The 21118-nt window shown below is 68.0% G+C and carries 17 protein-coding genes; 6 read left to right on the forward strand and 11 right to left on the reverse strand.

Annotated elements, in window-relative coordinates; all coding sequences use genetic code 11:
- Positions 1 to 90 precede the first annotated feature (90 nt).
- From ACIHA7_RS08435 to ACIHA7_RS08470, 8 genes are all read right to left on the reverse strand, one after another.
- On the reverse strand, positions 91 to 1089 hold the full coding sequence (locus ACIHA7_RS08435) for a nucleoside hydrolase (RefSeq protein ID WP_397287060.1): 999 nt from the start codon (positions 1087 to 1089) through the stop codon (positions 91 to 93).
- Positions 1082 to 2659, reverse strand: a complete 1578-nt coding sequence (locus ACIHA7_RS08440; protein WP_397287062.1) for a hypothetical protein — start codon at positions 2657 to 2659, stop codon at positions 1082 to 1084. The genes ACIHA7_RS08435 and ACIHA7_RS08440 overlap by 8 nt, the downstream gene beginning before the upstream one ends.
- Positions 2656 to 5472, reverse strand: coding sequence for an ATP-binding protein (locus tag ACIHA7_RS08445; protein WP_397287064.1), 2817 nt, complete (start codon positions 5470 to 5472; stop codon positions 2656 to 2658). The genes ACIHA7_RS08440 and ACIHA7_RS08445 overlap by 4 nt, the downstream gene beginning before the upstream one ends.
- Positions 5469 to 7274, reverse strand: coding sequence for a hypothetical protein (locus tag ACIHA7_RS08450; protein WP_397287066.1), 1806 nt, complete (start codon positions 7272 to 7274; stop codon positions 5469 to 5471). Before ACIHA7_RS08450 ends, ACIHA7_RS08445 begins: the two co-directional genes overlap by 4 nt.
- A gap of 276 nt (positions 7275 to 7550) precedes the next feature.
- Positions 7551 to 8948, reverse strand: a complete 1398-nt coding sequence (locus tag ACIHA7_RS08455; protein ID WP_397287068.1) for a pyridoxal phosphate-dependent decarboxylase family protein — start codon at positions 8946 to 8948, stop codon at positions 7551 to 7553.
- A 63-nt stretch (positions 8949 to 9011) separates the two neighbouring features.
- Positions 9012 to 11000 carry an asparagine synthase (glutamine-hydrolyzing) gene (gene asnB / locus ACIHA7_RS08460; RefSeq protein ID WP_397287070.1) on the reverse strand — a complete coding sequence of 663 codons (1989 nt, stop codon included), beginning with the start codon at positions 10998 to 11000 and terminating at the stop codon, positions 9012 to 9014.
- Positions 11001 to 11052: 52 nt separating this feature from the next.
- Positions 11053 to 12357 carry a glutamine synthetase family protein gene (locus ACIHA7_RS08465; protein ID WP_397287072.1) on the reverse strand — a complete coding sequence of 435 codons (1305 nt, stop codon included), beginning with the start codon at positions 12355 to 12357 and terminating at the stop codon, positions 11053 to 11055.
- Between the two features lie 58 nt (positions 12358 to 12415).
- A complete protein-coding gene (locus ACIHA7_RS08470; protein ID WP_397287074.1) occupies positions 12416 to 12634 on the reverse strand; it encodes a hypothetical protein in 219 nt (72 codons plus the stop codon).
- Between the two features lie 154 nt (positions 12635 to 12788).
- On the opposite strand from ACIHA7_RS08470, the gene ACIHA7_RS08475 reads away from it, so the two are divergent.
- The 3 genes from ACIHA7_RS08475 (at position 12789) to ACIHA7_RS08485 (ending at position 15930) form a co-directional block, all read left to right on the forward strand.
- Positions 12789 to 14258: a cytochrome P450 gene (locus tag ACIHA7_RS08475; RefSeq protein WP_397287076.1), complete on the forward strand. Its 1470-nt coding sequence runs from the start codon at positions 12789 to 12791 to the stop codon at positions 14256 to 14258.
- A 165-nt stretch (positions 14259 to 14423) separates the two neighbouring features.
- Positions 14424 to 15008: a hypothetical protein gene (locus tag ACIHA7_RS08480; RefSeq protein ID WP_397287078.1), complete on the forward strand. Its 585-nt coding sequence runs from the start codon at positions 14424 to 14426 to the stop codon at positions 15006 to 15008.
- Complete coding sequence (locus ACIHA7_RS08485) at positions 14989 to 15930, forward strand: hypothetical protein (RefSeq protein WP_397287080.1); 942 nt, start codon at positions 14989 to 14991, stop codon at positions 15928 to 15930. The genes ACIHA7_RS08480 and ACIHA7_RS08485 overlap by 20 nt, the downstream gene beginning before the upstream one ends.
- Positions 15931 to 15959: 29 nt before the next feature.
- Here ACIHA7_RS08485 and ACIHA7_RS08490 read toward each other — a convergent pair whose 3' ends face one another.
- The gene (locus ACIHA7_RS08490) at positions 15960 to 17117 is read right to left on the reverse strand and encodes an epoxide hydrolase family protein (protein WP_397287082.1); all 1158 of its coding nucleotides are present in this window, start codon (positions 17115 to 17117) and stop codon (positions 15960 to 15962) included.
- Positions 17118 to 17294: 177 nt separating this feature from the next.
- Between ACIHA7_RS08490 and ACIHA7_RS08495 the strand changes: the two genes are divergently transcribed.
- From ACIHA7_RS08495 to ACIHA7_RS08505, 3 genes are all read left to right on the forward strand, one after another.
- Entirely contained in the window at positions 17295 to 18047 is a 753-nt protein-coding gene (locus ACIHA7_RS08495; protein WP_397287084.1) for a PAS and ANTAR domain-containing protein, read from the forward strand.
- Positions 18048 to 18380: 333 nt separating this feature from the next.
- Positions 18381 to 19208 carry an SDR family oxidoreductase gene (locus tag ACIHA7_RS08500; protein ID WP_397287086.1) on the forward strand — a complete coding sequence of 276 codons (828 nt, stop codon included), beginning with the start codon at positions 18381 to 18383 and terminating at the stop codon, positions 19206 to 19208.
- A gap of 220 nt (positions 19209 to 19428) precedes the next feature.
- On the forward strand, positions 19429 to 19629 hold the full coding sequence (locus tag ACIHA7_RS08505) for a hypothetical protein (protein WP_107657057.1): 201 nt from the start codon (positions 19429 to 19431) through the stop codon (positions 19627 to 19629).
- Positions 19630 to 19699: 70 nt separating this feature from the next.
- Here the strand turns inward: ACIHA7_RS08505 and ACIHA7_RS08510 are convergent, their stop codons facing one another.
- Together ACIHA7_RS08510 and ACIHA7_RS08515 are read right to left on the reverse strand one after the other, a co-directional pair.
- Positions 19700 to 20110, reverse strand: a complete 411-nt coding sequence (locus tag ACIHA7_RS08510; protein WP_397287088.1) for an STAS domain-containing protein — start codon at positions 20108 to 20110, stop codon at positions 19700 to 19702.
- A gap of 263 nt (positions 20111 to 20373) precedes the next feature.
- Complete coding sequence (locus ACIHA7_RS08515; RefSeq protein ID WP_397287090.1) at positions 20374 to 21117, reverse strand: metallophosphoesterase; 744 nt, start codon at positions 21115 to 21117, stop codon at positions 20374 to 20376.
- Between the last annotated feature and the right edge of the window lies 1 nt (position 21118).

A 21118-nucleotide genomic window follows, 5' to 3' on the forward strand; every position in this document is an offset into this window, starting at 1 on the left:
AGCCGACAGTTCGCCGTGCTCTCGGCGGCCGCCGTCGCCGTGGCCTGGTATCTGGTGTTGCGGTCGAAGCGAATTCGTCGGTAAGCGGGGTCAGTAAGCGAGTTGAGCGGTGAGCCAGCTGCGGAAGGCGGGGTAGTCGGCTTGCGTGGTGATCCAAGCGAAATGGCCTTCGGGGTCGAGACTCATTCGAGCGTCGTCCCCCAAGGAGATTCGCCTGCGGGTGAAGTCGACGAAAGGTAGTTGTAGCGCGGTGGCCAGAGCGAGCGGGTCGTGCTGCATGCTGCTGGGGTGGAAGGTGTTGAACCAGCGATCCAGATGCGTATGTAGCAGACGAGCCCATTCGGGTGCGTGCGCCGCCGCGAGCAGCCGATAGGTGTCGGAGCCGGAGTTGATGGCGATCTCCTCGGTAAAAGTGATATCGGAGAGCACAAGCAGCAGATCGGCGGCGGTGGCGACCACCGAACGGGCGGCGGCCGGGTCAAGCCGGAAGTTGTGCTCGGCTCTGGTGGGGTCGCGGTAATTGATCGCACCACCCATTTGCGTGATCACCAGCCGATCGACGAGGTCGGGCGCTTCCCGTAGGACGGTGCTGAGGTTGGTGAGCGGGCCCATGCCCACCCAGCGCACCTGCCGGTCGGTGCCGGCACACACCTTGCGTACCGCGTCGAGCACATCCGTCGACTGGGCGGGGACGTCGTCGGGAACGAGCCCGTCGACCACGTAGTAGAGCGTGTTACCCAGATCGGCGCCTGCGACGACCGGCACGTCGTACCTGCCGTGCAGGTCGAGCAGGTGGCGGGCGAATCGCGCGCGCCCACCGTTGTTCTCGTCGGTGGTGAGCACCAGCGCCAGTTCGGGCAGGGTGCGCGCGGCACAGGTGAGCGCGACGGCATCATCGGGGTCGCCGCCGATATCGGTGTCGATGATGATCGGCGTGTGCTGCACCCGAGGCGGGGGCGGGCCACCGGCGCGGAGCTTCGCAGCGAGCGGGCCGTAGCCGAGGTCGGCGTAGCGGTCGGCGAAACCGAGCAGGGCCGACCACATCGACTCCAGGGATTCTCGGGTTTCGTCGGGGTCGGTGTCACCCATGGCTGGCTCCTGTCGACGGATCGGTGCGGCGGTGCACGAAGGCCTCTTTCGCTTCGAGCGAGCCGAGTTGCTGGTAGTCGCGCCAAACCTGGGTTGCGTCGGAGTCGTCGAGTCCGCGGTGTTCGATGGCGGTGCGCAGGTTCCCGACGAGGTTCTTGTCGGTCCGGCGGACGAAGGAATCGCACAGCTGCGCGAACGCCGGGTCGGTGTCGCTGTCACGTGTCACCCATGATCGCACTTGGCGCAGGAAAGTCTCCGACTTAGTTGCCAGTTCGTTGTGCCAGTCGCCGCCCGCGCGACGCAGCGCGGCGATGTCGCTCGCATAGTGGCTGACGGCGAATTGGTTGATCTCCATCACCGCCAACCGCACATTCGCATCGACATAGTCCCGGGCGACGTCGAGCGGGTTGATCTGATCCAAGGGCGGCGACTCCAGTTCCTGGGCCGGAATGTGGTCGGGGCCGAACCGGACCGCCTTGGAGTAGGGGCCGCGCAGAATGTGCTCGATGGCCAGCACCGCGTCCTTCTCGGCCAAGATCGCGGCGGGATCGTCGGCGGGATCGGCGCTGCCGCCGTCGACGGATTGGTGCAGGGCATACCCGGTTTTACTGCCCGGGTGCGGGTCGTTCGGCGACTCACCGCAGATCAGGTAGCGGCCGCGGAAGGTGATATCGGGGTAAGTGGCCGACAGCAGTTCTTGCACTGTGCCTTTGAAACTGCTGTCGACCAAGATGACGGTCGAGCCGGGGGTGCCGACGGGTAATTCGCGCAATTCGAGGTAGCGCGTCAGTCGGGCTTTGGCGCCGGGGATATCGGCGGGGTCGACATCGTCTCGGGCGCTGCGGAACTCCTCGATGGCCTCGAAGGTCTTGCCCGCGTTGCGCTCGAGGTCCTGCACGGCCGAGTCCGCGAGACACCGCGATACCGTCACTTCGGTGCAGTTGGTCTCGAAGAATTCGCGATCCAACTCGTAGGCCGCCAAGGCGATGGGGTGACCGTCTCGGCCGAGATAGGCGACGACGGCGTCCGGTGTCGCGGCGAGATCCTTCTTGCAATCTTCGAGGATGTCGATCGTGTGGCGGACGACGAATGGCGCTTGGTAGTCGAAGACCACTTCGTAGGCCTTTTCTACGGCGGCCCGGCCCTCGGGAGTGTCGACCTGGTGCCGGGCACAGACCGCGTCGACGGCCGCGGTACGTCGCTGTTCCGGTTCGATCACCTCAGGGCCGGCAGGAATGTCGTATTGTGCTGGGGCGCTGTCGGATTCGAGAGCTTTCGGGTCGATGTCGGGACCGCGAGGTTGATTGGTGACAATCCGTTCGGCGGGGTCCGGCCCGGCCGGTTCGGCGTCCACGTCGGCCGCGTTCTGCTCTTCGGCGAGTGTCATGCGGTGGTTGTCGGTGGTGCGCGGTTGCTCGGGAGCTGGTGTCCGAGTGTGCTGTTCGGCTTCGACGTGCCGCATGTGTTCGGCGTCGGGACCGCGGTGCTCGGCCGTGCCGAGGTCGCTGTGCTCGGGTGTTGTCGTGGCGCCGGGGTCGTCGGCGGGGTGGTCGCGCGCGTCGATGCTCATCGGATGTCCTGAGGTCCAGGGCTGTCGGCGGCGTCCAACAGCGCGAGCGGCCATGCGGTGGACAGGTGCAGATGCGGAGTGGCCGCGCGGAGGCGCTGCGCGGCGGTCGCGGCGTGGCTGAGGCGAGCGATGGTGGCGGCCAGCAAGGTGGGCTCGGGTCCGGTGACGATGCGGCGATCGGCCCAGGTGTCGGGGTGGCTGTGCAATGCGCGGAGTTGCTCGTGCGGTGTGCTGCCGGTCAGGACCAGTCCGCGGTCGACCCAGTCTGCGGTGGCCGGGTGCGGGTGGTCCGCCGGTAGTAGCGGGTCGTTCAGCGCGCGTTCTACGTCTGCCCATCGGTATGGCCCTGCCTGCCAGCATGTTTCGGCTGGAGCGCAGCGGCCGTCGGCGCCGTAGACGGTGGCGAGGGCTTTGCTGGTTAGGTGGTGGCTCAGGTCTTCGGGCGGGAAATACTCGCGCAGGCCGGTGTATCGCAGGTCGATACCGGAGCGGACACGGAATCCGACGGCCTCGGTGAGCAGCGCCCGTGGGTGGGCGTGACCCAGCGCGGCCAGCCATTCGGTGTCGGGGGTCGGCGGCGGGCGTCCGACGAGATGCGCGAGCAGCATGAGCTCTATCCACAGGGTCAGGGGCGGGTCATCGGCGATGCGGTGGGCTCGGTGCAGATCCCGCAGTAACAGTGGTTGCCCGGCCGGGGTGGGGGATAGTGCGAGTGTTGGTGCCTGGCACCGAGCCTCACGATGCTGACCGAGCGGCACCGCGATGCGCACCGGCCGGTCCATGCCGTCGCCGAAGACCACCCCGTGCCCGGCGGGCAGCGAGACGACGTGGCGCGACTGGGCCGGGGCCAGGTTCATGGTGGCGCCGACGAGGTCGCGGTCCTCGGTGGCGGGCAGGCGGTGCAGGATCTTGAGCGCGGTGTTCTTGACGACGTCCGGGGTGATCTTGGTGGGGATCTGTTCGGCGACGATGATGCCCTCGCCGTAGGCGCGTATCTCGGCCAGCAGTGCGGCGAACAACTCGACCGCGTGCGCGGCGGGCGTGCCGGGTTCGGCCCGGCGGAGCAGCCGATGGGCTTCCTCGACCACCGTGACGTGGCGAAGTCGAGAGCCGTTGGCCGCGCGATGAACTCGCAGATGTTCGAAGAGGCGGATGAGCACCGCGCCGATGAAGAAGGCTTTGTCGGCATCGTTGCCGATGTCCTCGATCTCCAGGACGACGTTGCGCCGCAACAGATCCGCGATATCGAGGCGGTAGCCGCCCTCGAAAAACCGGCCAGGGGTGCCGAGCCGCAGCGCGCTGAGCCGGACGTCGATGAAACCACGGACGTTGTCGGTGATCTCGCGGCCGTAGCCGATGCCGTCCACCACCGTCAGTGCGGCCGTCTGTAACTCGGTGAGGGTCGGATATTTCGGGGTGACCCCCGGCCGACCAGCGGCGCTGAGGACGGTGTCCCAGCCGAGGTCGGTGTAGCAGCGCGCCAACGCGTGCGAGAGCACCTGGGGGAAGGGTTCGACCGCGTCGAAAGCGGCCAGGAACAGCGCGCGCACCAGGTCGATGTGGGTCTGCAGTGGAAAGCCCGACTCGGGTTCGAGCGGGTTGAGCCCGACGGGGACGGCGTCGGGGTCGCCGGGGCGAACGACGTTGACCGGGGCGCGGATGCGGCCCGCCATCCCGGCGTACTCGGCTTTGGCCGGTTCGATGACCAGCCACGGCACCCCCGCCGTGTGCAGACCTTCCAGCAGATGCCGCACGGTTTGCGACTTGCCCGACCCGGTGGCGCCGGCCACGAAGCTGTGCCGATTCAACGTGTCGAGGCCGACCCGGAACCGGCCCACCGGTTGATCGGCGTCGTCGAGGATCGCGCCGAGGTCGACCTCGCCGTCGCGTTCGGGGGTGAGGTCGAAGCGGACGCGTTCCACGGCTCGAATCCCCGGCAGTTCGCGGCGCGGCGGGCGCGCCAGCGCGGCCAGCAGTTCGCCGCAGGCGAGGAACGGGGATCCGAACCCGGCCGGGTCGGTGGGAACGGCGGTGGCCCAGGTGTCGGCCAGGCTCGCGATGCGTGAGTGCGGCTGGAGTACGTACGGCAGGGCATCGAGATCTGCCGCACTGCACAACAGTCCGGCCGCCCGGCGGGTGCTGAGCTCATCGGCGCCCCCGACGAGAACATGCACGGCCCACATGCCCGCCGCGCGGGCGCGGGCCAACTCGCGGTATCGGAACTCGCCGCGCTGCAACGCGATTCGATCGGGCTCGGAGTTCTCGCGGGCGCGCAGGCGCGGCAGCCGCACCTCGAGGTCGGCCAGCTCGGCGTCCACGGCAGCGCAGCTGAGCGGCTGCGCGACGGTGAGCCAGACGAACTCGCCCGGCAGATGCGCGACGTAGTCCTCGAAACACCCACGCCCCTGGCCGGCTCGGGTCTGCGTACCCGCCTCCTGGACGGACAGCGAATCCGGCCGCCCACCACAGCGCAGCCACGTCGGCACGCGCGCCCACTCCCGCAGCACCGAATGTGCCACGCGGGCAGTGCTTCCCGGCGGATACATCACCGCAACGTCGCCATCCCCGGCGAGCACGGGCGGAAACCGCGGATTGCCGCCGACGAGGAAACGCAGCCGATGCTCGCCGGCCCGGCGGTCCCACGCGACCGCGAGCCCGGCATCCGGTGCGGCGGCGAGCAGTTCGCCGTGGGCGGCGGTGAGCGCGGCGAACAGCGCGGCCTCGGCACCGGCCTGCGCGCCGTCGTCCTCGGACATCGAGGGAATCGGCGTGGTCAGTAGCTGATGGAAACCGAATCCGGGTAACGGGGTCATGGCGGGCCGCCGTTGCGCTGGAGCGGCTCGGCCGCGACCCGATTCAGCAGCGCGATTCCAGGATTGCAATCCCCGGCCACCACCCGCCGGGTACCCGAGCCCGTCTCCACCAGGATGAAAGCGGTCGCCGGTAAGGACTGGAAGGTGGTCGGTTCGATCGAGTACTCGTAGGCGCGGGCGTAGGTGCGGCCGGTCGAGGTGGAGTCCGACCCCGACCAGCTCGTCGTGCTGGACCAGGTCGCCGCCCGCGACACCGAATCCGAGACGCTCACCGACGTGCCGGAGTAGCCCTCGGTCGTGGTGGCGGTCAGTGAGTCACCGCTGGTGTCGGACACGCCCGCGGTGAAGCTGCGACCGATCTGATCGGAGAGCTGCGACAGTACGAATCGGTGCCCGCGCCCGACGTAGTCCGCCGCAGCGGCCGCCTCCGCCGCGTTGCCCATCCGCATCAGGATCGAGGCGCTGTCGGAACCGCCGAGCAACTGGGTGAGGTCGCCGCGCAGATGTTCGACGAGCACCACCAGGCGCACGCCCGCGCGCCGCGCATGCCGGGCCAGCGCTTCAACCCCGGCCAAGCCGAGGTGATCGGCCCCGGCGACGACCACCACGCTGCCGGGACCGGTGTGTTCACCGCAGCGCAGACCGTGCAGTACCCGGTGGAACACCACCCGGTCCAGCAGATCCTTCCGTCGCGCGTTGGCGTCCTCCGTCGCGATGATCCGCAGCCCCGTCGCGGGCCACACCGGCATACCGGTCGCGGGGTCCGGTGTGCCCTCGTCCAACAGGCTCAACAGGCCGCCGAGGAAACGCAGTTCTTCCCGCGCGGACTCCGCCGAACCGACCACGTCGAGCAGTCGGTTGACTCGGCGGATCTCTTCACCGGATAACGTCGCCTCGTGCTCGGAGATGCTGCGCAACAATCGAATTCCCGCGGCTATCCGGCCGAAGGTCACCGGGCGCACCAGGTTCGCGGCCACCAATTCGACTAGTTCCGCGGCCAATCCGCGCGACTGGGCCGAGCGTGCGTCCGAATCCCGCAGGGTCGTCACGGCTTCGGCGACGACCTCGCCGACCTCCGCCGGTGCCAGTCCCGTGAGCAGATCGACGCCACCGCCCGGCAGCACGGCGACCGACACGGGATGAGCACACGCCCGGCCCAGCGCCGCCAACTCGACCGCGACCCGCTGCTCGGTGAAGTCGAGCACCAGCATCCGCGCGCCGGTGGCCAGCAGCGACGCACCGAGGGTGCCGAGCAGGCTCGCCCAGCCGTCGGCGGTCCCGCCGAACACGTCCACCCGCGCCGATTCCCGGCCGAGCCGCAGCGGATGCCACAGCACCGTCGAGGAAACGCGAGACCGCTCGCGGCGATCGTGCTCGGCCACCCGCGCGACCCATTCTTTGTGCGCCGCTTCATATCTCGCGATCTCGGCAGAACGCCAGGACTGGTATGCCCGCCGCGCCGCCGAATGCCGCACCATCGTCTGCGCGCACCAGCCCGCCGACGCGAGCACGCCTGCGGGCAGCACGACCGGCCACAGCGCGAACCCCCACGCCGCCGCCAGCACCGTCGCCCAGGCCGATGCCGCCGCGCCGACCCCGAAGCGGACCGGCAATCGCCGGGTCTGCTCGTGTAACCGCCGCAACTTCGCCGGGGGCGGCTGCTCGGCCCAGCGCGGCGCGCACTCGCGCACGGGGCTGGGCGCCGGTGGCGCGGGGACGGTGAATTCCCAGCCCCAGCGCTCGCACGGCACCGAAAGGCGCACCGCGAGATCGCGATTGTCGATTGCCGGTAACCGATCCACGACAACCCCCAACCTAAGGCGTGGCGTAAACCGAATCGTCGCCACAGAATACCGGCCGGTGCGCCGACAAGTATGCCTATGCGGTTGAATTAGTGTGGGGCAGCGCCGGTTTCATCGGTAGGGTGCTTGCGATAGGCGGTACTTCACATCACGGATCGGTAGCGTTCGTTCGCGCGTAGATCGGTGACAGCCCCCGATGCCATTGCCCGACCGGTGCACACGCAGCTGTATTTACACCTAATCCGCGTTGTCTCAGCACAATCGACGCGGCGAGAATCACGCCTCGGCGACCTTGACGATCACCTCCAGCAGGTCGTTCAACGTCTGCCGATCGGTCGTCGGTGACATGAGCGCGGCGCGCAAATAGGGACGGCCACCCAGCGCGAAAGACGAGAGATAGAACCGACCGTCCTGGATCAGCCGCGCCCGCAATTCGAGCTGCCGGTCGCCCCAGGGCTCATATCGGAAGCAGAGAATATTGCTCTGCGGCTGATACGGCGCGGTGAAATCGGCACGCTCCTGAATGAGCTCCCACAAATCGGTGGCGAGGCCGTATTGCCGCTCGATATAAGAGCGCAGGGAGGCTTCACCGCGATAGGCCAGGGTCAGCAGGATCTTGAGACCGAGCGGCGCCTTGGAGGTTTCGAAGGTGTACTGCCCGGGGTCGACGTCTTCGGCCTCGGGTCGATACAGATAACTCGCGTCCTGCTTGAACATTGTGTCGAGATAACGCTTTTCGCGGAACAACACCCCGGTGCACAGCGCCGAGGTCCGCAGCATCTTGTGCCCGTCCCACACCGTGGAGTCGGCCCGCTCGATGCCTGCCAGCAGGCCGCGGTGGCGCGGCGAGATCAGCGCGGCGGCGCCGTGCGCGCCGTCCACGTGGAACCACAGGCCGTTGGCCTCGCAGAACTGCGCCACCTCGGCGATCGGGTCGTACAGGCCCGTTCCGGTGGCGCAGCCGTTGGCCACCACCGCGACCGGACGCTTACCCTGCGCGCGCACCTCGGCGAGCGCGGGCTCGAGCTCCGCCGGATCGATCCGGCCCAGTGCGTCGGTGCGCAGCGGGTACACGCCGCGTTCGCCGAGCCCCATGACGGCGGCGGCCTTGCGCACGGAGTAGTGACTGGTCGCCGGGGCGAAAATGACGAGATCGCCGGGGTTTCCGTCCCGCCACGCGGTGGCGTCGGCGTGCGAACGGGCGGCGAGCAGCGCGGTCAGGTTGCCGAGCGTGCCGCCGTTTGTCATCGCCCCGAGCCCGGTCGCCCCCCAGCCGACGTGGTCCAGCATCCACCGGCACACCGCCCGGTCCACCGCCGCGGCCGCCGGGGCGAGCTCGTACACCAGCGGAATGTTGTTGGTCATCGCCTGGAGCAGGTCGGCGACCACGCCGGGGGTGTCCGACGGCGCGATCTGATGGGCCATGTATCCCGGGTGGTGGTGGCCTGCCGAGATATCGCTGTAGGTGGTGACGAACGACAGCAACTCCGGCAGCGTCATCCCACCTTCCTCGACCCACCGGCGCAGCTCCAGCCGCTTGGCGACCGTATCGATGTCGGCCGAGGAAACGACCTCGCCCGCTCCGGTCCTTGCCGTCTCGATATGGGCGGCAAGGGTTTCGAGGACCGCCGTCCCGACTTCTCGCACATCGTCGACCAAATCGACATGAGACATGATGGATCCTCTCTGGACTAACTCGGGAAGCTCGCCTGGCCCACGTCGGCGAGCGCGCGTCGATCAGCGCGCGGCCGTCCCCACCGGGTCGTGGTCGCCGTCGATGTCGCGCATCATGATTCGGTCGATATCGACCTCGGGCACCTGGAAGTCGTTGATCAGGAACTCCTCCATCAGCAGCACGCTGAGCAGGTGTACGTACGCGTCACCGAACGGGTACGGCACCCGCGGCGCCTCCGACGCGCGCACCTGCTCGACGAGCCGGTCCACCGCCTCGGGCACCAGGAACCCGACCCGGCGAATCGCGCTGGGGGACAGGATGTCCGACACCCAGTCGGTGCCGTCGGGCAGCAGCGCCTCGGCACCGGGCAGCCGCATCCCGAACTTCGGCCGGTTGACGATCCCGTGCGGCAGCCGGTCGGCATAGGCCTCCCGCAGAATGTGTTTCGCGCGGGCGCCGTTCAACTTCCACTCGATGGGCAATGACGCCGCGTACTCGACGACGTTGGAGTCCATGAAGGGATACCGGCCTTCGACGCCGAAACCGGTTCCGGCGCGGTCGCCAAGGCAGGTCATGCCGTAGCCGATCAGGAAGGTGTGCATGTCCACCAGCATCGATCGGTCGATGGCCGGTCGTTGATCGAAGTCGGGGAAGTCGGCGCGGAGCCTGCCGAGCAGCACGGCGTGGTCGTCGAAGACGTCACCCGACGCGTCGATGAGCTGGTCGACGGGCTCGGTCTCGAAGCGCCGCAGATGCGCACCGAGGGTGAAATCGCGGTCCGATCGATCCGCGTAGAACCGAAGGATCGCGGCGGCGTTGGTGGCGTCGCTGTAGCGCATGTCGTTGAGCGCCAGCTCCAGCTCCTCGGCCGCGCCGGCGAATGATCCACCGCGCAGACAACGTTCGAGAATCATCGCCTCTTTGGCCACGTCGTATCCGGCGAAGAGCTCGTCCGAGCCTTCGCCGCCGAGGATGACGCGCACCCCGGCCAGCCCCACCTGCTCGGCCATCACGCCGTAGGCCACCGGCGCGGTGAAATGCAGCGGCTGCTCACACTGCCGGACCACATGCGGGAACCGCTCGCGGACCTGTGCCCGCGTCACCGGTATCCGAGTGTGCTTGCTGCCCAGCCGATCCACCATCGCCTGCTGGTACGGCGACTCGTCCACCGGGCTGTCCGCGGCGTCGATGGAGAATGTGGTGAGCGGCTCGTCGATCAGCTCGTTCATGACCGAGGAGACGACCGCGGAGTCGATGCCGCCGCTGATGTAGGTGCCCAACGGGTAGTCCGTGCGCAGGCGCAGCCGGATCGACTCCTGAATGACCTCGCGAAGCCCGACCTTGGCCTCTTCGAAGGACTTCGGGGCCGGGATCGCGTTCTGCTGCGCGATGCCGTGGTAATACTTCGTGAGCTCGGGGCGGCCGTCGCGGACGGTCAGTATGTGCCCGGGCGGGATCGCGTCGATGCCGGTGAAGCAGGTCTCGCCGGGGACCGGGCTCCAGTACCGCATGGCGCGGCGCACCTTGTCCGCGGCGAGTTCACGGGGTACTTCGGGGAACGCGAACAGCCCTTTGACCTCGGAGGCGAAGTAGCAGGTGCCGTTGCGCTCGGTGTAGAACATGGGGCGCTCGCCGAAGCGGTCGCGGCCGAGGATGAGCTGCCGTTCCCATTTGTCGTAGAAGACGAAGCCGAACTGCCCGTTGAGGCGCAGCAATGCGTCCTTTCCCCAATAGGCGAGGGAGTGCAGCAGCACCTCGGTGTCGGAGTTCGTCTTGAAACGCACTCCGTAGCTTTCCAATTCGCTGCGCAGCTCGATGTAGTTGAACACCTCGCCGTTGAAGCCCGCGATGTAGCGATTGTCCGGGGTCACCATGGGCTGCTGGCCGAGCCTCGGGTCGATGACCGAGAGGCGGACCGTGCCGAGAGTGAAGGACGAACTGTCGTACAGGCCCACTTCGTCCGGGCCGCGATGGGCGATCGCCCGAATGCCCCGCCGTACCAGATCCAGTCGCTGGTCTCTGCGTAATCCGCTGTCAATGAATCCGACCACACCACACACGGGTCTATCTCCTGTTTTCTCGAGAATTACGGGGCATCGCCGACTACACCGAATCCAGATACCGGGCGCGCTCCCCATCGGTCACTTCGCGCTGCGCCGCCGCCGCCTCGCTGCGCGCCACCCGGCACAGGTTCTCCACCGTCGCCGCGCCGAGCGCGCGCCTGGCGAACTCGCTCTCGCCGAACAGGTTCGCGGCCGCCCAGATGTTCACCGGCAGGGGTGGATACTCATCCGAGACATAGGAATTCGCCGCGGGCGGTGGCGGTTTCAGGTCTTCGGTGACGCCGGCCAGGCCCGCGGTGAGCTGGGCTGCGGCGAGCAGGTAGGGGTTGGCATCGGCCGCGGCGATGCGCGTCTCCACCCGGGTGCCGCCCGCGTCGCGGACCAGGACGCGCACCGCCGCGCACCTGTTGTCCACACCCCAGGAGAGGTTCGTCGGCGCGAACGAGTGGTCGGCGACGCGCTTGTAGCCATTGGGCGTCGGGACGGACACGAGCTGTAGCTCGGCGGCGTACTTCAGGAGCCCGGCCACGTAGTTGTGACCGATGCCGCTCAGCGTGCCCGCGTCCCAGAACGCATTGTCTTTCCCCTTGCGCCACATGCTCTGATGGATGTGCAGGCCGCTGCCGGAGAGGTCGCCGAACGGCTTGGCCATGAAGCTCGCCCGGAATCCGTGCCGGGGTGCCAGTTGCTTCACGGCATAGCGGAAGAAGAGCAGCCCGTCGGCCGCGGTGAGCGGGTCAGACGGGGTGAGGTTGATCTCGACCTGACCCGGCGCGTACTCGGCCCCGCACGCCTCGACCTCGACATCGGCGCTGAGCAGAGTCTGGCAGACGTCGTCGAGAAACGGCTCCAGGTAATGATTGTCGTGCAGACTGTAGACCGGGTTCCGGTCGCCGTGGGGGCGCAGCGTCTGCGCGTCGAGTGCGTAGAACTCGCTCTCCATGGCGATGTAGGGCGAGAGTCCGGACTGCTCGAGCTCGGCGACGGCCCGGCGCAGTACCTCGCGCGGCGCTACCGTGGCCGGTTTGCCCGCCGCGTCGACGACGTCACAGAAGACCAGGGCGGTCCGCTGCTTCCACGGCACGAGTCGCAGCGTCGCCGCATCGGGGCGCAGGAATATATCGGGGTAGCCATTGGACCAGCTGTAATCGTCGGTCTGGATGACCTCCATCTGGTAATCCCAGGCCAATACCGCCGAGGACAAACCGACCCCACCCGAAAGGCCACTGGTCAGAAATGTTTCGACCGGGATTCTCTTCCCCCGGATAGCGCCTGTCATATCCGGCGTGGCGAGCTCGACCATCGTGATCGAATGCTCTTTCAGGAATTGCTCTACCGCTTCCATATCGATCCTCTCACCCCCCGGCGGCGCGACCCCCCTGGCCACTTCAAAAAGTGTGGACTCAGGTGACCTCGGCGATTCGGATCGGCCCGGCCCGCGACCTCGTCCCGTCCCCGGCGGACCCGCCAGGCAGGCGGCGGGTAGCGCCCCGCCGCGCCGACCGACCCCGAACCGGCTTGGCGCGCAACGTATCCCCACCGCGCAGCGTCGACATCTCGTGCGGCTCCCTCGGGTGCGCGACCCGTTCCAGCATCAGGTTTCGACCGGCATCGTCGCGCATCGGCTCAGTCTGGCAGAGCCGTCCGCCATCCGGCATGCCCCGGATGGGGGGTTGAAATCCGGGCGGCAACCCCTGATCTTGGAGAAAACGAGATAGCATCCAGATCTCCCTGAAAGTCACCCATTTCGTGTGGGAAATATGGGAAGCGAACACCGTGACTGAAGTTTCACCCCGTGTCGGCACCGTCGCCGACCCGATGCGCGCGCCCGGGCCCACCGGCTTGGCCGCGTTCCGGGCCATGGCGCAAATCCGCAACGATCCCTGCCTGGCCTTCCAGAGCCTCATCGAGCAGTACGGCGATGTCGTCCGAATAGACATCTCGGGTGGGCATTTCTTTATCGTCAACGATCCCGAGCTCGTCGAAACCGTCTTCGTGGGACGCCAGAGCAACTACGTCAAAACCCTCAATGCCAAAGTGGCGGCGATGGCGTTGGGCAATGGGCTGCTGACCAATGAGGGCGACGCCTGGACCAGGCAGCGCCGGATCATGCAACCGCTGTTCGCCCGCCGTCAGCTGGATCGCTTCGCCGAGTACATGATCACCGCGGCGGACCGCTCGTTGCGGCGCTGGGAAACCCGGCCCGACGGGGATCAGCTGGACGTCTCCGTCGCCATGAACGCCTTGACGCTCGACGTGACCGCACCCGCGCTCTTCGGTAGCGATCTGTCCGAGGACGCCGCGCACGTGCACGAGGCGCTCGTCGAGATCCTGCGCTGCGTCGGCAAAGCCATGACCTCGCTGCTCACCTGGTTGCCTGCCCGGCTGCCAGGCGTCACGCCCGATATGGCGCTGCGGCTGCAGGCCCCACGCTGGCGCAAGCTGGACGCCGCGGTCGCTGTGCTCGATGACGTTGTCGCGCGGCTCATCCGGGAACGACAGGCGAACCCGCAGGACGACCGGCACGACCTGCTCGGCCTGCTGCTCGACGCGCGCGACGAGAAGGGCGCGGCGGCCATGAGCCCGCGCCAGGTCCGCGACGAGCTGGTCACCTTCTTGCTGGTCGGCCACGACACCACCGCCTACTCGCTGGCCTGGACCTTGATGCTGCTGTCCAACAATCCCGAGGCGCGCGAACGGCTCATCGCCGAGGTCGACACCGTGCTCGGCGACCGCCGCCCCACCCCGGCCGACCTCGACGAGTTGCCGTGGACCTCCGCCGTCATCGAAGAGGCGATGCGCCTGTATCCGCCGTCCTGGCTGATCGAACGGCAGGCCGCCGCCGACGACGTGCTCGGCGGCTACGCCATCCCCGCCGGGGCGACGGTGTACGTGGCGTCCTACCTGTTGCACCACGACCCGAAATCCTGGCCCAATCCGGAAGGTTTCGACCCGCGCCGTTTCCTGCCGGAGAACAAACAGTTCGTTTATCCGGCAACCGGTGCGGGGAGCCCGAAACCCCGTTCGCGCTATGCCTATCTGCCATTCGGTGCGGGCCACCGCCAATGCATCGGGCTGGGTTTCGCGCGCATTCAAGCCAAACTCATCCTCGCCATGCTCACCCAGAACTACACCTTCGACCTCGCGGCAGGTGCGCGGGTCGCGCCCGAGCACACGCTGACCCTGCGGCCGCGCGACGGATTACCCATGGTCTTGCGGCGTAGAACCCGCACCGAGTCGGTGTAGGCCGATCATCGCGCTTGCCCCCTCGCAGGCGCGAACCGGTAGTGCGCTACCTCAGCTATTGAGGTAGCGCACTACTCATGTGCGCGCCCGCCGAACGGAGGATGCTGAAAGCTGCCGAGAAATCTTGCCGGTGGTGAGCGTGTTTCGGCAGGCAAGGAGTGCGCCATGGACATTCGGCGAACCATAATTCTGGTCGTGGCGGCGTTCGCGTCGGCGGCGGCCTGCAGTACCTCCATACCCGACCGAGAGCCGGCAAATACGACGGCACAGCGGACGTCGGAGACGGCGACGGTCCCCGGAGCACCGGGACGACCCGAAAAGACCAATGCCGGAAATGTTCCCGGCGCGCCCATCCGCATTCCGGCATTCACCGAGCTGCAAGGACTTCCGCTCGTCACGGTCCGTGATCTGGCGCAGACGAGGATCGCCAGGGAATGTGATGACTGTGTGCGCATCGCTACCGCCGTGGACAGCACCGCCACTCAGTTCAGCGTGTGTCAGTACGTCTCCTTCCGTGGCGGGAAGGCGGACCCGACGCCGAACGACGAGTCGCCGAACGGGTCGGTGCTGCTCACTCCGGGCTCGACCCTGACGCTCGTCACCGGTCCGAGCGCCCCGCAGCAACTTCCTTGCGGCACCGAGGGGTATCTGCCCAAGACGTCGGTGACCGACGATCCCGACCCGACCACCGGGCCCACGCCGAGCACCGCGCGCCCGACCAGCAAGCCCCGTGTCACACCCACCGGCTGAGCAGCCACCGGCCCCGGCGGGGTCGGCGTTCGACGGATTCACTCAGGTCGCGAAGTCCATCGGACAGTTCGTCGCGCCGACGACGCTGCTGACGGCTCTGCTGTTCTTCTTCGGCTGGAACCACGTCTACCGGTTCTTCCACTACTTCGGCGTCGACTCCACCACACTGGAACCGAGCATCCGCGAGTACCTGATGCGCACGGTCGACGCACTGTTCGTGCCGCTGATCGTGGTCGGTCTGCTCTGCATGGCCGTGCTGTGGGGCTATACGGCCCTGCCGAACTCGGTGCGCGAACGCAGGCCCGCGTGGTGGCTCAACGCCGTGATCACGGTGCTCGCCGTGGCGGTGCTGCTGAACGGGGCGTCCCGGGTGTTCGTCGTGACTCCGTTGAACGACGGGCTCTGTGTCGCACCTGTCTCGATCATCGTCGGAGTGTTGGTGCTGTGGTCGCTGATAGTGCTGCGCCGCAACAGGTTACGTGCTCAGTTGCCGGAGACCGCGCCGCCGCGATCGCAGGCGGCCGCGGTGACGGAGTGGGCCATCCTGTTCGCCGTGATCGGTATCAGCTTGTTCTGGATCGCCGCCGACTACTCCATCGCGGTCGCCCAGACGCGAGCCAGCGAGTGGGCCGCCCAACTACCGAGCAGCGCCCAGGTCGTCATCTACAGCGAAAAGGACCTGCACCTTTCCCGATCGGACGTCCACACGACCCGCTGCGACACCGATCCGGCCGCAGGCTCCGCCTACCGGTTCCGCTACGACGGCCTGGTCCCGCTGACCCGCATCGGCGGCCACTACGTCCTGGTTCCCCGAACCTGGACGCCCGGCAACGGCGCCGCGATCGTCCTACCCGCATCGCCCCCCGGCGCGATCCGCTTCGAGTTCCGCCTCGCCGGTGACTCCCCGTCCCCAACCTGCTGAGGCCGTCGGCCCGCCTCGGTGCGGGCCGGTCAGCCCCGCAGCCCGCGGAATGCGTGTCTGATCTCGGAGACCAGCAGATCCGGCTGTTCCATGCCGGGGAAGTGGCCGCCGCGATCCAGTTCGTGCCAGCTGTGCAGGTCGGGGTAGCGGCGTTCGGCCCAGCGGCGCGCGGTCGGCCACGGGTCGGCGGGGAACAGCGAGCAGGCGGTGGGGGTGGTCACCGGCTGCGCGTTCTCCGCCGCCGCGGTGCGCGGCACCCAGCGCAGCGCCTCCCAGTACCAGCGGGCGGTCGCCGCGCCGGTGCCGGTCAGCCAGTAGAGCGCGATGTTGTCGAGCTGCCGCGAAAGGGATACGCCGCCACCGGCTTCGGGGCGGGTATCGGCGTAGGCGGTGAACTTCTCGCCGAGCCACGCGGCCAGTCCGGCGGGGGAGTCGAGGAGCGAGTAGCCGAGGGTCTGTGGTCGGGTGCCCATCAGCATCCCGAAACCGTAGCCGTCGGACATGTGTCGGTCGCGCCGGTCGAGCATGCGCTGTTCGGCCGGGCTCGCCGTGCGCCGGTCCTGCGGCAGCGGCGCGGCCACCGGCGTCGTCAGGTGCAGACCGACGATGCGGTCGGCGGCGATCCGCGCCAGCTCGGTACTGACGAAAGCACCCCAGTCACCGCCGTGTGCCCCGAAGCGTCGATAGCCGAGCACGGTCATCAACTCGGCCCAGGCTTGCGCGGTGCGGCCGGGGTGCCAGCCCGGCTCGCGCGGCCGGTCGCTGAATCCGAAGCCGGGCAGCGCGGGCACCACCAGGTGGAAGGCCTCGCGTGCGGAACCGCCGTGCGCGACCGGGTCGCTGAGCGGGCCGAGCACCTGCTCGAATTCGAGCATCGAGCCGGGCCAGCCGTGGGTCAGCACCAGCGGCAACGCGGCAGGCTCCGGGGAGCGCACATGCCAGAACGCGATGCCGAGACCGTCGAGAACCACCCGATAGAGCGGAATCGCGTTCCACCGGGCCTCTGCGGCGCGCCAGTCGTGCGCGCGCCAGGCGTCGAGCAGCGTCATCAACCGCGCCAGTTCGAACCCCTGCGCCGCGTCCGGCACGGTCTCGCGTTCGGGCAGTCGGACCCGGTCCAATCGGGTACGCAGGTCTGCTAATTCGTGCGCATCGATGTGCACGGTGTAGCGCTCGACGTGCGGCACTATGGTCTCGCCCGGCAGATATCGGTCACAGCACCAACCGTAGGAGCGGACCGTCGCCGACCCAACGCGCCAGATTGCCGGATACCGGTCGAGAATTGCGATCCGCCGGGGTGCGCCGCGTGGCCGCACGAAACCGATTCGGCGAGATCTCCAGCCAACTAGGAGTTCAATGGGACCATGCGTACCGGCGGCGAGCCCGACCACGACTACCTCGAGGCAGTCGAGCGGGTGGTCGGCGCGGGCACGCCGCTGGGTACCGGTGGCTTCCGGTTCTGGTTCGCCGACCGCCGCTGGGAATGGTCCGACGAGTTGGCCCGCATGCACGGCTACCGCCCGGGGGAGGTGGAGCCGACAACCGAATTACTGCTGGCCCATAAACACCCCGACGACCGCGATCGAGTGGAAGCCGCGCTGGTGACCTCCGTCGAAGACGACACGCCCTTTTCGAGCACTCATCGCATCATCGACACCGACGGGGCGGTGCGCCAGGTGATCGTGGTTTCGGAGCCGATGCACGATGCGGCCGGAAAGACCATCGGCACGGTCGGCTTCTATGTGGATGTCACCGAGACGCTGATCGGGCGTCCTGGGGGGCTGGACACGGTTCGGCCGGAGGCCACGCCCGACGGAGCCGAGCACGAGGCGAACAACCGCGCCGGCTTCGACGTCATGCTGCCCGAACTGCTCAGTGCCCGAGCGGCGATCGAGCAGGCCAAAGGCGTGCTGATGGTGGTCTATCGGATCAACGCCGAACAGGCGTTCCGAGTACTGCGCTGGCGTTCCCAGGAGACCAACACCAAGCTGCGGGTCCTCGCCGAACAACTGATTTCCGGACTGAACCGGGTCCCGGCCGCCGAGGCATCCATGCGCTCCCGCATCGACCACCTGCTATTGACGGCCCACAAGAAGCGGCACTCCGCATCCACCTGATTCGGCTGCGACGGTAGCCGAGGGATCGCTACCGGGGCCGCAGCGTCGGCTCGCCCGCGTTCCCGGTGGGTGCGGACATGACCTTGTCCTCGGCGGCGTCCGCGAATTCCCGTCCCGAAGTTGTTGTACGTCAACGGTAGTGCCGTCTCGCGGGGCACGACCGGTGACGGCATCGACGCGGTAGTGGGGGCAAACGCCGGGTGTGCCCGGGAACCGACCGGGTATGTGCGGTAGGGGGGGAACCGGAGTTCAGAACGTGCGACGCGTGCCGCCCCTCGTTCTCGCCCTGCGGCGGCGGCCGCTGTCGGCATCGACCACGGAAGGAAGAGGATTATGACAACTCCCACTCCGCTACCGGAGGACCGGGCGGGCGCACCGCTTCGAGCGGTGGTGACCGGCTCCGACTCCGGCATCGGCGCGGCGATCGCGGTCGCACTGGCCGGCGGCGGCGTCGATGTCGGGATCACTTATCACGAAGACGCGCAGGGCGCCGAACGCACCGCGGCGGAGGTGCGCGAGCGTGGCGCCACCGCGGCGGTCCGGCGGCTCGACCTGGGCGATCTGCCGACCGCGGCCGCGGTGATCGATGAATTGGCCGACGAGTTGGGTGGCATCGATGTGCTGGTGAACTGCGCGGGTACCGGCACCGCGCAACGGGCCATGGAGATGGATTTCGATACCTGGCGCCACGTGCTCTCGGTCGATCTGGACGGTGCGTTTCTCTGTGCGCAGCGCGCCGCCCGCCGCATGATCGAGGCGGGCCGGGGCGGCCGGATCATCAACATCACCAGCGTGCACGAGCACGCACCCCGGGTCGGTGCGGCGCCGTATTGCGCCGCCAAGGCTGGCCTCGGCGCGCTGACCAAGGTGCTCGCACTGGAACTCGCCGAACACGACATAACCGTCAATTCGGTTGCTCCCGGCGAGATCTCGACGCCGATGACCGGCCAGGACGATGTCGACCCGCGCACCGAATCGCGGCCGGGCATCCCACTGAGCCGTCCCGGTCACGCGAAGGAGGTAGCGGCCGTAGTGGCCTTCCTCGCGACGCCCGCGGCCGGATATGTCACCGGCGCTTCGTATGTGGTCGACGGCGGACTGCTGCTGATGGGTCCCCAGGCTGGCACCATCCTGACCGACGAGAAGTGGCGGTCGCCGTAAAAAGCGAACCGGCACAGCGACCGGGCTGCCGAATCGGATCGGTGCGTCATCCGCAGTGGTCAGCAGGTAGGCCGGACCCCGCCGGCGAGCCGTAAGGTGCTGCCTACCAAGATCTTTCGACAGAAAATTCGCCCTAGCGATGTTTCAGCAATGCGCGGCCGGGCACCCGGCAGATGAGCCAACCCTGAGGCTCGAACGTCGATCGGAAAGGAGAAACGCAATGGCAGACTCCAACAACCCGGGACAGTTCGGCAACCGGGCGGATACCGAGCAGCAGGCCAGCAAGGGCGGCCAGGCCAGTACCGGTAGCTTTGGCGACAAGAACAGCGCCGATCCGTCGGCCGCCGGTAGGAAGGGTGCCGAGGCTCAGCCCACCGAGGCCAAGGCCAAGGGCGGCCAGCACAGCGGTGCGAACCGCTGACAGGCCCCTGGCTCGATACGCCGACAGCCCCCGCTGAGCAGGTGCTCAGCGGGGGCTGGCTGCTGTTTGATCAGGCGGGTCGGCGTTCGGCGGCCGCCTCGATCGACGGGTAAGCGGGGAACAACAGGAACGCGCCGGTGACGTCGAGCGCCCGCTGCACGGCGGGATGGTGAAAGACCAGCCGCAGGTCGAGGCCGCGCGGCGCGGCACGATGCTTGATCTCGACCAGTTCGCACGCGACGCTCAGCGAGAGGAACTCGACCTCGCGTAAATCGAGGATCACCGCTCCCTCGTCCAAGGAGCCGAGCGCTCTGGCAATTTTTTGGCGCAGGCCGGGTATGTGGGACGCGTCCAGATCTCCCTGTGCGGTGACCACAGCGGTATCGGAACTACTGGCGCGGCGGCGACTCACCTCACCGATGGGCAGCGGCAGCTCGTTGGCTACTGCGACGGGTTTCGGCTCGGCCATGGTATTTGTCATCACTAACCCCTTGCGTCCGAGGCTTGCACTAACCACTCGTCCTGGCTGCGGGCGTACGCGGTGGGCAGGTGATGAATGAACACACCGCCGCGTGGCGGGCGACCCGCACATGGGACGCTACGGCTGGCTGTTCAACCTCTACCGGTTTACCACGACGGCTCGGTGCTGTCTACCGCCCGAGACGTTCCGAATCGTCGGCTGACGCCCGGCCGCCGCCCGGAAGGGGGCGAAGCCGGGTGTATTCCTCGGGTTGCGGCGTCCGGTCAGAACGCCGGGGTGACCGCGGGGGCGACCTTCGGCGGGTCCAGTTCGTAGATGGCATAGGCGGCGCGCAGTACCGGTTGGGCGACGTTGCGCACCCGGATACCGCCCGGTGTGGTCCCGCGTTCGGAGCCCGCGTGCGCGTGGCCGTGCAGTGCCAGGTCGGCGCCGTTGTTGTCGATCGCTTCGCCGAGCAGGTAGGAACCGAGGAACGGGTAGATCTCCCTCGGTTCGCCGTGCAGCGTATCGCTGACGGGGGAGTAGTGGGTGAGCGCGACGGTGACGTCGGTGGACAGCCCGGCCAGCGCGTCGGCCAGCGAATCGGCGAGTGCGACGGTGTGACAGGAGAAGTCGCGCATCTGGCGCTCGCCGAAGATGCTCGCGCACTTGCCCGCGAAGCCGCCGCCGAACCCTTTGGTCCCGGCGACGCCGAGCGTCCGGCCGGAAATGGTATAGGTGGCGGCGGTACCTTCGAGCACGGTGACGCCGTGGTCGACAAGCAGCTTGGTGATGTCGTCCTCGGCTTCGCTGTGATAGTCGTGGTTACCGAGCACGGCGACCACCGGCACGCCGAGATCGGCGAACTCGGCGGCCACCACCTTCGCCTCCTCCACCGTCCCGTGGCGCGTCAAATCGCCTGCGAGGAGCAGGATGTCGGCGTGCTCGGGCAGCTCGCGCAGCGTAGGCCGCCACAGCCCGTGTGAGTCGACGCCGAGATGTACATCGCCTACGGCGGCTATTCGCATG

This window comes from Nocardia sp. NPDC052316 (assembly GCF_044547795.1).
GTDB lineage: Bacteria > Actinomycetota > Actinomycetes > Mycobacteriales > Mycobacteriaceae > Nocardia.

Bases quoted from the DNA above. Each gene is read 5' to 3' on its own strand.
- ACIHA7_RS08435 (WP_397287060.1), bottom strand. From the start codon at position 1,089: ATGGGTGACACCGACCCCGACGAAACCCGAGAATCCCTGGAGTCGATG.
- ACIHA7_RS08440 (WP_397287062.1), bottom strand. From the start codon at position 2,659: ATGAGCATCGACGCGCGCGACCACCCCGCCGACGACCCCGGCGCCACG.
- ACIHA7_RS08445 (WP_397287064.1), bottom strand. From the start codon at position 5,472: ATGACCCCGTTACCCGGATTCGGTTTCCATCAGCTACTGACCACGCCG.
- ACIHA7_RS08455 (WP_397287068.1), bottom strand. From the start codon at position 8,948: ATGTCTCATGTCGATTTGGTCGACGATGTGCGAGAAGTCGGGACGGCG.
- ACIHA7_RS08465 (WP_397287072.1), bottom strand. From the start codon at position 12,357: ATGGAAGCGGTAGAGCAATTCCTGAAAGAGCATTCGATCACGATGGTC.
- ACIHA7_RS08470 (WP_397287074.1), bottom strand. From the start codon at position 12,634: ATGCGCGACGATGCCGGTCGAAACCTGATGCTGGAACGGGTCGCGCAC.
- ACIHA7_RS08480 (WP_397287078.1), top strand. From the start codon at position 14,424: ATGGACATTCGGCGAACCATAATTCTGGTCGTGGCGGCGTTCGCGTCG.
- ACIHA7_RS08495 (WP_397287084.1), top strand. From the start codon at position 17,295: ATGCGTACCGGCGGCGAGCCCGACCACGACTACCTCGAGGCAGTCGAG.
- ACIHA7_RS08500 (WP_397287086.1), top strand. From the start codon at position 18,381: ATGACAACTCCCACTCCGCTACCGGAGGACCGGGCGGGCGCACCGCTT.
- ACIHA7_RS08505 (WP_107657057.1), top strand. From the start codon at position 19,429: ATGGCAGACTCCAACAACCCGGGACAGTTCGGCAACCGGGCGGATACC.
- ACIHA7_RS08510 (WP_397287088.1), bottom strand. From the start codon at position 20,110: ATGACAAATACCATGGCCGAGCCGAAACCCGTCGCAGTAGCCAACGAG.
- ACIHA7_RS08515 (WP_397287090.1), bottom strand. From the start codon at position 21,117: ATGCGAATAGCCGCCGTAGGCGATGTACATCTCGGCGTCGACTCACAC.